Origin of the sequence: Thalassolituus sp. UBA6592 (genome assembly GCF_002433655.1) — a bacterium.
In the GTDB taxonomy this organism is placed as follows: Bacteria; Pseudomonadota; Gammaproteobacteria; order Pseudomonadales; family Oceanobacteraceae; genus Venatoribacter.
Window position 1 is genome coordinate 1 of record NZ_DJIO01000153.1, and the last position, 8517, is coordinate 8517.

Consider the following 8517-nt stretch of genomic DNA (forward strand, 5'->3'; position numbering starts at 1 on the left):
CATTAATGCCGGGGCAAGAAAGCGCAGCGCCAGCCATACCGGTGCATTCCACGGTAAAACACCGAGTACTGTCCCCAGTGGCTGATAGCAGACGTAGCTGTGGCTGGCATCCGATGCCAGCTCTTCTGCAGCAAGAAACTCTGCGGCATTATCCGCGTAGTATTCGGCACACATGGCGCCTTTTTCTACTTCACCCAGACCTTCACGCCAGGGCTTACCCATTTCCTCGGCCATCAGGCGGGCAAGTTCCTCTTTGCGTGCACGCATGGCTGCAGCCACGGATTTCAGATAACGGGCGCGTTGCTCCAGCGCGAGATCGCGCCAGAGCGGAAAGGCGGCGTTTGCCTTGTCGATTTCGATGCTGGCCTGCTGGGCGGTCAGAGATTCAACCTCGGCTAATTTTTTTCCGGTGCTTGGATTAACAGGAGCTAACATTGGTCACCTCCGTTTTATCTGCTGCTTTTCTGTTTTTTTTGCTATTGGTGGGAAGCTCGATATAGCCGGGTTCAGAGGCTGCTGACTGGCGGCCTTCTTCCGGTTTGACGGTGAAATCCCGATCCATACTGAAGAAGGACTCACAGCCATCTTCAGTGATATGAATGGTGTCAGAAATACCACAGGTTTTATCGCCATCAATGCCCCACATCCAGGGTATTAAATGGAAGGTCATGCCTTTCTTCAGAACTGCGGATTCACCCTGTTTAAGGCTGACGATATAACCCTCATCCCAACTGGGCGGAAAAGCGATACCAATCGAGTAGCCGGAACGGGTGATCAGACGGGCACCAATATCATTTTCAGTGATAATATTGCGCACCAGATTATCCACATCAGATACCGTCATGCCGGGCTGAACCATTTTATGCACGGCACTCAGCGCATGTTTCATAATCTCCTGCGCTTTGTACATAGAATCACTCATTTCACCCAGAATGACAGTGCGCATCATGGCGGTATGATAGCGGCGATAGCAGCCTCCGACTTCGAGGAATACGTGTTCGCCTGGCTGCACGGTACGGCCTTCCCAGGTGGCATGACCGATCATGGTACGCGGCCCGGATGTGACATAGGGCATCACCGCCGGAGGCTCCCCTCCGGCTCGGAACATTCCGGCACTTATCGCTGCGCCAATGTCATTTTCTGTCACACCGGCACGACAGGCTTCAATGCCGGCCTGCATACCGGCCTCGGTCGCCAGCGCGGCCTTTTTCATCAGCTCAATCTCAACATCCGATTTACAGATACGGCCTTCTTCCACAATGCCGAAGCAATCCAGCAGTTTGCCGTCTTTCATGGTGGTGTGAATAACATCCTGATGGTAAGCCGGGAAAAAGTAGCTGTTGCGCTCATAGCCTATGCGCTTATTGGCCAAACCAAATTCGCGCAGAGCATCGACCAGCATCTGCATGGCATCACCGGTATCCGGGTAGGGGCGGGTTAAATCCACCCAGGTCCGGGCAATTACATTGGACTCTTCCAGTGCCCGGGTAATCATAAAAGGCTCTTTTTCCAGCGGCACGACTAAGGCCTGAAAAAACGAATACCCCGTGGTCTGATAATCGGTTAAATACATAATATTTTCCGGATCAGAGATCACTACCGCATCCAGATGACGTTCAGCAATACGTTGGCGCAGTTCATTAATTCGGCGCTCATATTCTTCCGGTGGGAAAGTCATATCATCACGTTTAATCATGCTGCTTCCTCCATGCTCTGGCGTGTGGCATTAATCAGGATATTCAGTCCGGCGGTCAGGTCTTCCTGCGGGATGGTCAGAGGAGGTATCAGTTTAATTACCCGTCCGCCTGTGCCACAGCCGGCAACGATCAGACCGTCAGCAAAGCACTTTTTAACAATGACTGATGCGCGTGCACCATCGCCAACATCCAGCCCCATAATCATGCCTTTGCCGCGTAATTGCAGAGAGGCATCTTCGTTAAGAATGCTCTGCAGTGCTTCCTGCATAAACAGCGTTTTATTTTTTACCTCGTCCATCAGGTGAGAATCGGTGAAATATTCCAGCGCGACTTTACCGGCAATAAAAGACAGGTTCTGGCCACGGAAGGTGCCCGTGTGTTCTCCGGGGTTCCAGTGGTCGTCCAGTTCCGGGCGCACCAGATTGACGGCCATTGGCGTGCCTATTCCACCAATGCCTTTTGCCAGACAAATAATATCCGGTTCAATATTCATATCGTCAAAACTGAAATACGAACCGGTCCGGCCACAGCCGACCTGAATATCATCGACGATCAGAACGGCGCCCAGTTCTTTAGCCAGACCGGCAAGGGCCTGCATCCAGGCTTTACCGGCGACATTAACCCCACCTTCGGCCTGCACTGTTTCAAGCAGAAACGCTGCGGGTTTTTCCAGCCCTGAGGATGGATCAAGATAGCGTTCACGCATTGCCTCCAGCATTGCCAGACTGTCCATCCCGGCGTGTTCACCGTCGAAGGATTCGTGAGTGACGTGTTGCAGGGGAACGCCGGATGCGCCACGGAAATACTCGTTTGCCGTGGCGGCCAGTGCACCCAGCGTCATACCATGAAAGCCATGGCTGAAAGCAACAATGTTCTGCCGTCCGGTGGCGCGGCGTGCCAGCTTCATCGCGGCTTCTACGGCGTTGGTGCCGGTTGGTCCCATAAACTGCATGCGATGAGGCATATTGCGTGGCTTGAGAATGATATCGGTAAAAGCCTGCATAAATTCCGCTTTAGCGGTGGTTTGCATATCCAGACTGTGCAGAACCCCATCATTCTGCATGTAATTAATCATGGCTTCGGTCATTCGGCTGTTGTTATGGCCGAAATTCAGCACGCCGGCACCGGCAAAAAAGTCGATATATTCTTTACCGCTTTCATCGGTCTGACGCGCATTTTTTGCACTTTTAAAAACAACAGGGTAAACGCGGCTGTAGCCGCGAATTTCAGATTCGCGCTGCTCAAAAATAGTCATAGGAAGATCCTTTTTAACTGAAATATATTGTGTGTATATCGGTTAAAAAGGGTGGTCTATGGTGGGGTCTTCATTCCGGTAAGGCGGCAAAACCAACGGCAAACCTCGCCGATAAGACGATCATTGAAATCGTATTCCGGGCTGTGACAGGGAAGGTCGTGGCCTTTTCCGTGGCCGTCGTTGCTGCCGATTAAGGCAAAAGCTCCTGGTCTTTCTTTGAGGTAATAACTGAAATCTTCCGATGCCATGATGGGCAGGCTCTGACCATGCAGCAGGGCGTCGTTACCGTAAAGTTCCTGCCACATGGCCCGGGCGTGAGCCGCCTGTGGAGGGTGATTGATGGTTGCACTGTAGCGCGAGAAATGTTCAACGTCGCATTCAACGCCATAGGCGCCCGCAGTGTGGATGGATATATCGCTTATTAACTGATTAATCTGCTCCCGCGTTTCATCATCGGGCACACGGATACTGCCGCCGATTTCAGCCTGTTGCGGGATAACCGTCAGTGCCTCGCCGCCATGTATTGACGTGACACTGATGACTGCCGCTTTCTGTGGCGCGATTCGGCGGCTGGCAATCTGTTGTAATGCAATATGTATGGCGCTTGCTGCCAGTAACGGGTCAGCGCAGGCCTCGGGTTGGGAGGCGTGGCCACCGCGACCGGTTAAGGTGATTTTGAACGTACCGTTACCGCACATGACCAGATCATCAGGACAGGCCATGGTGCCATAAGGCAGCGCTGGCCAGTTATGCCAGCCATAGATTTCACCGACGCCATCAAGAGCACCGTCGGCAATCATTTCTCTGGCACCATGGCCGCCTTCTTCTGCTGGCTGAAACAGCAGTACGATTTTGCGCTGCAGTTCATGTTCGTGCTTTTTCAGCCAGCGTGCGGCAGCCAGCAGCGTGGCAGTATGACCATCGTGGCCGCAGGCATGCATGCAGCCTTCATGGGTAGATTGCCAGGCTTTTCCGGTTTGTTCGGTAATGGGCAGTGCGTCGATGTCGCCGCGCAGAGCGATGGCTGGTGTTTGGCCATCTGGATTGATGACTGCCACTGTGCCGGTTGAGGCACACTCCCGCCACGGGATGTGAAATTCATCCAGCTGGGTGCGGATGGCGGCAGCGGTATTAAATTCCTGCCAGCTCAGTTCCGGTTTTGCATGCAGCTGACGGCGGAACGCCTCAGCGTATGCAATTGTGTCCTGCCAGTCGTTCGACATAATCGTCTCCTGTCTGGTGTTCACGTGCCGGTGTATTCCGGTCAGAGATGGTGCGGCAGTTTGCTGTGATCTTGCTGAGATCGTTAGCCGATCAGATCTGATCAACAGCCTGCGCAACAGAAGCTCTTAACCATGTCGTCATCAAAGTTACGGGAATGTTCCGTAATTTAAAGGATTATTTTTAAGGGCAAATACCGTTCCAGAATAAAAATCGTAGGCTGGTTAATCGGTATTTTTCGGAAGAATGAATTTTAAAATAGTGGTAAATCAGCAGTTTAGAAAATCAGATTGGCAGCTTTGTATTTTCTGCGGAAGGGGATTTCGGGAGTCGTCGCCAATACACTGACGTATATTTTTCTGGCCGTGCACCCGCTTAGTGCAGAGAAGTGTCAGGTCTGATGGACTGTCAGTGATTGGCCATCCGTGGCGCGTTTCAGTTGTCCTGCGTGTCGTGGTTTGTCCATTTGCTTTTTATTTTCCGGACGTGAATAGCTGCGCTGGCAAAGACCTGATCAGTGACTTTGAGCCATCAGATCTTCGTATTTCAATGCGACATCTTCCATTTTCTTATAAATAGACTCAGTGGTAACAGAAATCACAGTGGGAACATAACGGCCGGATTCATCCAGCTGAAAGCCTGAGTTGGAGAATTTCCATTGAGATTCCACTTTGCTCAGCAGAGTCTGGATTTCGGCACTGTTCTGATTAGCCGTGATCAATTTTTTCAGATTGTCGTCAAAATATTTAACGGATTGCTGAAAATCGCTTTTCAGGTTTGCATCATCGACATGCCAGTACAGGGCAAAGTAGTCACGGGCGATTTTCTGCGCCAGCGTGGTTTCCTGTTCGGAAAGAGCGATCAGTGGGGCTACTGCCGAACCACTTTGTTTGGTAATCGCAGCAACTACCTGATTACAGGCCTTCAGAAGTTGTTCGCTGTCTTTGATCAGAACCTTGGCTGCTTCTTTTTCCGGTTTACCGATAACATCGGTACGATATTTCAGCCAGGTATCGGCCAGCGTTTTGAACTCGCGGTTGAGGTTATGGCTTTCGGTATAGTCCATCAGCAGCTGGAAGCGCTGTTCAAATGTTGCGACGGTTTCATCCAGATCGCGCTGGGCTTTTTCCTGACGAATATCTGCACCAATGGCGAGGTAATCTTTTGCCATACGCTGGGACAGGGTGCATAGACTGCCGGACATATACTCGGCTTCTGCATTGCTGACAGTTTCAGCAAAGGCAAAAGACGGCATCAGTAATGCTAACGGCAGCAGGGTTTTCTGAAGCAGTTTCATCGGTCGTTCCTTACGGATTTATTCAGTTGTAATAGGTCTTTCTGTGCTCGGGGGCAGGACTGCCCGGAGTAGTACGGGGGTGCTATTAGGCCAGAATATAAGTAGTTTGTCTGGAACTGGTTCGTTAAATGCTTAAATGACAGGTAATGACTGAAATCTGATACGTAGTTGTTCTTAGGTATGTTTTTAATTATTTGATTTTTAATGCTTTTATTTTTATGGAAGCCAGCGTTCACTCAAAACAACAAAGAGTTCCTTCAGGTAGACTGTTCCATCTGGAATCTGATTTGAGTATTGATGCTTATTTGGCAGTAATGGCAGAACTTTGGCCGCATTGTTGATCAGAAGAAGATAACGAATGTTAGTTGAATTGCTGTTTATCGAGGTGGTCAGCAGGCGACCATCGGGTCGCCTGCATATTAGCCCGGGAGCACTGTCACGTAATCAGAGAGGAAATGCAGCCTTAATCCAGAATACATCGCCTTCGGCACGGTTACGCACCTGGGTTTCCTGGCTGTACTTAGCCGTTACGAACCAGCCCTTGCCACTGTCATAACGCACACTTGGGCCAATGGCTAACGAGCGGCCACGGTTATCGTCGACGGTATCGCCGTTTTGTTTGTCGTCAGTAATCTGCTGATACAGATAGCCGCCGGCACCGACGGTAAAGCCGTTACCCAGGCCCCAGCCAATGGCGTAATCGAAAATTAATTCCTGACCGTCTTTATAATCGGTATCGCTGTTTTTCAGGTTGTAAGTCCACATGCCTTTCAGGCCGTAATTCAGGCCATTGGGGTCGAGACGTGAAACCCCATAAACGCCCTGAACTGCCCAGTGGTTACGACCGATATTGGCAATTTCATCTTCATCGTAAGAGCCGGTTGGTACGGTAATATCCAGTACCGCAACCGTGTGCAGAACCTGACTGTGATGCCAGCCCAGAGCTGCCCCCACTGTGATGTCACCCAGACCGGAATCACTGTCTTTAACGCCCGGTGCAATATCCACGGAGAGATCAACCAGCGGAATAATGGTGTGGAAACCCAGAGAGCCGCCGGCAACCTGTTCTTCTGTTACCCAGATTAAACGCGACACCAGCGCACTGGCCGACACTTCAAAATCATTGCTGGGTGATACGTCATCGCCATCGTTATCGCGCATGGTGTCAGCACTGTAGCTCTGACCATAAAGCATGCCGTAAACACCCGGTGGCGGCAGAGCGCAGCAGGCGTAGTTTTCTGCACCGACCGGATAGCTTGAGCCACCGCCTTCGGTAGCGAGCGCAGGTAAAGACAAAGCGGTGGCCAAAGGTAACCACGCCAGATGGGATTTATTCATCATCGGACTCTCCGTTTTTATTGTTTTAAAGCGTCGTTCACACGAATGTTTGTGTGTTCCGTAACGCCCAGGTTTTTTGCCATTGTTATTGTTTTGGCTGACAGCAGGTGTCGTTTTTTTGCAGCTATTTGCTAACGGAATACCTGTTGTCCGAAACGCCCTGATGTCAGAGCTTGTCGCGATGGCCGCCGCTTAATTTTTCGTTAAGCGTTTGGGTGGGCCGCTGTTTGCTGACGGCCATCGCTGTGGGGGTATAGTTACTGGTCTGGTGAGAGCAGTCTAATATGTAATGAAAGGGGTTTTGATACCTTGAAGGTATGAGTGATCGGAATCATCAGACAGTATCAAATACTGTTCAGTGGATGGTTCCGGTGTACAAAGAATGGACAATAGTGGACACATTGATAAAATCATAAGTATTAACAACCAGGGGCAATCGGCATTCCGGACATCCGGGGATCAGATCTCTGTTTACGATGCTTCCGGCTGGAGTGGGCTGCCCTATGACATAAGGACATGACATGTCGCAGGATCAGACTGCCATAATTGTTATCCAGGACGACAGCATCCTTTTAAAATTGGCATTATACGGCGTTTAGAACCGCTGGACCGGGTAAAAGAACTGGGCGATGCCTCCGTACCGTTTGAGTTTGATGTGCACGCCATGATCTTCAGCGAAGACGCGCCGACATTGGAAAAAGAACTGCACCGTCATTTTCAGCTGGATTCCGTTAATAAAGTGAATCCACGAAAGAGTTCTTTGGTGTATCCCTGCCGATTATCCGCCAGAAGGTGGAGCAGATGGGAATGAAAGAAGTGCATTGGACGATGAAGGCCGAAGCGGCTGAATACCGGGAAAGTTTGGCTATTTCACGGGAGGTTGAAGAGGTCAGTGCTTAGGTTTCATGCTTAACGCTTAGAACGGCTGCTCCGGGAGCTGGCTCCCATGCTCCGCGTGGTAGCCTTTAGCCCTGAACTTATCAGAAACAAGGATAGTTTCATGGGGCGCAGTCGTTACAAATTTATTCACCCTGGCCAACCACATTTTATGACCCTGACGGTGCAGGGTTGGTTGCCTGTCTTTACCCGACCTGAGTCTGTTGAAATTCTGCTCCAATCTTTGCGCTTTCTGATGAGTGAAGGTCTGCGAATTCACGCCTGGGTTATTCTTGAAAACCACCTGCACCTGATAGGTCAAAGTCAGCAGCTTGATAAAGATATCGCCCGTTTTAAATCCTTCACCGCCCATCAACTTCTGGGTTACTTACAGCAGAGAAAAGCCACGACTTTGTTAAATCAATTACAGCAGCTGAAATTGGCCCATAAAACCGACCGCCAATGGCAGTTCTGGCAGGAAGGCGTTCATCCTGAATGGATCAGCAGTTCTGAGATGATGAGACAAAAGATCGAATACATTCATCAGAACCCAGTAAAGCGGGGTTACGTTGATCAGGATGAACATTGGCGTTACTCCAGCGCCAGAGACTACGCGGGCAGTGAAGGGCTGCTGCCGGTGGATAAGAGTTGGTGGTCGTAATAGCTGTTTTAGCTAACTGGCTTTCACCGTACATCTGGCTCCCACGCTCCGCGTGGTAGCCTTCAGCCTCTGCTGTACAGTTGCGTTCCCACGCGGAGCGTGGGAACGAGAAAATCCTGAATGGATCAGCAGTTCTGAGATGATGAGGCAAAAGATCGAATACATTCATCAG

The 8517-nt window shown here is 50.6% G+C and carries 8 protein-coding genes; 2 read left to right on the forward strand and 6 right to left on the reverse strand.

The features are described from left to right. The 6 genes from B2Z72_RS15330 to B2Z72_RS15355 form a co-directional block, all read right to left on the reverse strand. The coding region (locus B2Z72_RS15330) for an aldehyde dehydrogenase family protein (RefSeq protein WP_297005232.1) at window positions 1-435 on the reverse strand (435 nt) is incomplete at its 3' end. Next, window positions 419-1696: an ectoine hydrolase gene (gene doeA, locus B2Z72_RS15335; protein WP_297005234.1), complete on the reverse strand. Its 1278-nt coding sequence runs from the start codon at window positions 1694-1696 to the stop codon at window positions 419-421. The genes B2Z72_RS15330 and doeA, both read right to left, overlap by 17 nt. Beyond that, window positions 1693-2952, reverse strand: coding sequence for an aspartate aminotransferase family protein (locus B2Z72_RS15340; protein ID WP_296982776.1), 1260 nt, complete (start codon window positions 2950-2952; stop codon window positions 1693-1695). The genes doeA and B2Z72_RS15340 overlap by 4 nt, the downstream gene beginning before the upstream one ends. A 56-nt stretch (window positions 2953-3008) precedes the next feature. Continuing rightward, window positions 3009-4175, reverse strand: coding sequence for a N(2)-acetyl-L-2,4-diaminobutanoate deacetylase DoeB2 (gene doeB2 / locus B2Z72_RS15345; protein WP_296982777.1), 1167 nt, complete (start codon window positions 4173-4175; stop codon window positions 3009-3011). A gap of 512 nt (window positions 4176-4687) precedes the next feature. Further along, window positions 4688-5470, reverse strand: a complete 783-nt coding sequence (locus B2Z72_RS15350) for a type IV pili methyl-accepting chemotaxis transducer N-terminal domain-containing protein (RefSeq protein WP_296982778.1) — start codon at window positions 5468-5470, stop codon at window positions 4688-4690. A 444-nt stretch (window positions 5471-5914) separates the two neighbouring features. Further along, on the reverse strand, window positions 5915-6811 hold the full coding sequence (locus B2Z72_RS15355) for a SphA family protein (RefSeq protein ID WP_296982779.1): 897 nt from the start codon (window positions 6809-6811) through the stop codon (window positions 5915-5917). A 601-nt stretch (window positions 6812-7412) separates the two neighbouring features. Here B2Z72_RS15355 and B2Z72_RS15360 point away from each other — a divergent pair. Both B2Z72_RS15360 and B2Z72_RS15365 read left to right on the forward strand, forming a co-directional pair. Then, window positions 7413-7619, forward strand: coding sequence for a GIY-YIG nuclease family protein (locus B2Z72_RS15360; RefSeq protein ID WP_349676704.1), 207 nt, complete (start codon window positions 7413-7415; stop codon window positions 7617-7619). A 135-nt stretch (window positions 7620-7754) separates the two neighbouring features. Continuing rightward, window positions 7755-8345, forward strand: a complete 591-nt coding sequence (locus B2Z72_RS15365) for an REP-associated tyrosine transposase (protein WP_297005237.1) — start codon at window positions 7755-7757, stop codon at window positions 8343-8345. Window positions 8346-8517: the final 172 nt, after the last annotated feature.

Excerpts from the sequence above, each read along its gene's own strand:
- doeA (WP_297005234.1), bottom strand. The coding sequence starts at position 1,696 with ATGATTAAACGTGATGATATGACTTTCCCACCGGAAGAATATGAGCGC.
- doeB2 (WP_296982777.1), bottom strand. The coding sequence starts at position 4,175 with ATGTCGAACGACTGGCAGGACACAATTGCATACGCTGAGGCGTTCCGC.
- B2Z72_RS15340 (WP_296982776.1), bottom strand. The coding sequence starts at position 2,952 with ATGACTATTTTTGAGCAGCGCGAATCTGAAATTCGCGGCTACAGCCGC.
- B2Z72_RS15365 (WP_297005237.1), top strand. The coding sequence starts at position 7,755 with ATGCTCCGCGTGGTAGCCTTTAGCCCTGAACTTATCAGAAACAAGGAT.
- B2Z72_RS15350 (WP_296982778.1), bottom strand. The coding sequence starts at position 5,470 with ATGAAACTGCTTCAGAAAACCCTGCTGCCGTTAGCATTACTGATGCCG.
- B2Z72_RS15355 (WP_296982779.1), bottom strand. The coding sequence starts at position 6,811 with ATGATGAATAAATCCCATCTGGCGTGGTTACCTTTGGCCACCGCTTTG.